The sequence below is a fragment of the Streptomyces sp. NPDC091371 genome, assembly GCF_040684275.1.
GTDB lineage: Bacteria > Actinomycetota > Actinomycetes > Streptomycetales > Streptomycetaceae > Streptomyces.
The window spans coordinates 1-1891 of record NZ_JBFBFP010000111.1; the positions used below are offsets into that span (position 1 = coordinate 1).

2 protein-coding genes are annotated in these 1891 nt (G+C 68.4%); both read right to left on the reverse strand.

Going from position 1 to position 1891, the window contains the following annotated elements; translation table 11 throughout:
* Positions 1-323: 323 nt before the first annotated feature.
* Positions 324-1178 (reverse strand): NmrA family NAD(P)-binding protein, encoded by an 855-nt coding sequence (locus AB0O21_RS40385; RefSeq protein WP_365180997.1) that lies wholly within the window; start codon positions 1176-1178, stop codon positions 324-326.
* A gap of 63 nt (positions 1179-1241) precedes the next feature.
* Positions 1242-1703, reverse strand: a complete 462-nt coding sequence (locus tag AB0O21_RS40390) for a hypothetical protein (protein WP_365181000.1) — start codon at positions 1701-1703, stop codon at positions 1242-1244.
* Positions 1704-1891 lie beyond the last annotated feature (188 nt).

Below are 1891 nucleotides of genomic sequence, written 5' to 3' on the forward strand. Positions count from 1 at the left end.
CCAACGGCGACAAGCTCACAGCCATACCCAGAACCCCCGGATCCGCCGATCTTACGAATGACCGACTCAGACCCACACTTGGAAGGTAGGACAAGTTCAGTGCCTGTCTCTGAACCACTGGTCGGCTGCTGCGTGGCTGGTCCGAGGAGGGCGGTTGGGTGGCCGGAGGGCAGCGTTGTGCGTTGTGCGATGTGTGCGGACGCGGCCCGGCGTCGCATGGCGGCTTCCTGTGTACAACGCCGGCCTTGCTGGCCTTCTCCGGGATACAGGGGTCAGTATCCCGGAGAAGGCGGAGGATCCGGGACGGGTAGTTGAGCTGTCGGTCAGGTGGTCGCGGTGAACACGCGCAGGTGCTCGCGGATGAAGTTGTGGAGCGTCCTGGCGGGGCGGCCGAGGACCGTCTCGATGGTGTCGTTGGGGGATTCCGGCCGTGCAATGGCCAGTTGCTGGATCTCTACGACGTGGCTCGCGAGCCAGGGTGGCATATGTGCGGTCGACAACAGATGGCTGTAGAACTCGTTCGGTGGCAGGTCGATGTAACGGACGGGGCGGCCCGTCAGCTCGCTGAGGAGACGGGTGAGCTCGGAGTGGCTGAAGGCCTGCGGGCCGGTCAGGGCGTACGTGGTGCCGGCAAGGCTGGGGCGCAGGAGGGTTTCGGCGGCGACGTCGGCGATGTCCCGGACGTCGATGTAGTTGCAGGGTGCGTCGCGCATCGCCCCGATGAGTGCGCCCTGGGCGATCGCCGGGGCGTTCAGGAGCAGCTTTTGCATGAAGGCGTACGGTCGGAGCAGCGTGGCCGTCATGCCGGTTGCCGCCAGGTGGTCCTCGACCCCCCAGTGGCCGCGCGAGATGGCTACCGGTGAGGCGGGCTCGGCTGCCGGGGCGGAGAGTTTGACCACGTGCTGTACCCCGCACACGGCCGCGGCGTCTATGGCGTTGGTCTCCAGCTCGGCTTGACGCGGGCTGTTGGCCATGGCGAGGAACAGCTGTGTGGATCCCTTGAGGGCGTCGCGGAGTGTGCCGGGATCTGCGGCGTCCGCGCCGACGATCTCGACCGGCGCTTCGGCGTCGATGGCGGCGCGCAGTGTGTCGGGGGTGCGGCTGACAGCGCGGCAGGGGACGTCGAGTTCGGCCAGCCGCCGGAGCAGCGCGCCGCCGGTGGCGCCGGTTGCGCCCATGATGGTGATCACAGTGAGCCTTTCACGGTTGGGGGGTTTGGAGAGCGGGGGTGGAGGGGCGGGTCACGTCTGCTGCCGGGAGGTCGCGCCGTGCCACCGCCAGGTGACGATGGCGGCGGCCAGAGCGGCTGACAAAGGCAGGTCGATCCGCAGTCGCTCCAGCCATCCGGCGTCGAGCACCGACGTGTGCGACGGCAGCCACTCGGATGCGAACCACCCGAGCAGGCCGGCGACTGCGGCCGCCGCAACGGCGAGTCCGAGGGCGAGCGCCAGTCGCGGCGCCGAGGTCGTCCAGCGGCGTGGCCGGCCACGCCGGTGCAGCCACGCGCCGACGACGCAGGCCACGAGGGCGGACGTGGCCCCGATGGAGGTGACAGCGGCCATGGTCAGTTCGGGCTGCCCGCTGAGGACTCCGCCGAGCCCGGCGGTGAGCGCGGGGGCCAGGTAGGCGACCGCGACTTCCTTCCAAAGGACGAACGGGCGCGTGGCGGAACGGGGTGCAGAGGTTCTAGGGGGAGGGCTCACGAGTCTCCTCGAAGGTGCTTAGGAAGCTAACTATCGGAGCATGGGTGAGCGCCGCTCAGCCGAGTCGACGGCTTCCCGTGGAACGTGGACGTACTAGGCCGTGTCTTCAAATGGTTCTGATGAGGGATCATGTCGGCATGGTGCGTCGTCATGAGCTGACGGATGTGGAGTGGGGAGTGCTGTCCGGG

What these genes read in the sequence shown, in the direction of transcription:
- AB0O21_RS40385 (WP_365180997.1), bottom strand. Translation starts at nt 1,178, where the DNA reads ATGGGCGCAACCGGCGCCACCGGCGGCGCGCTGCTCCGGCGGCTGGCC.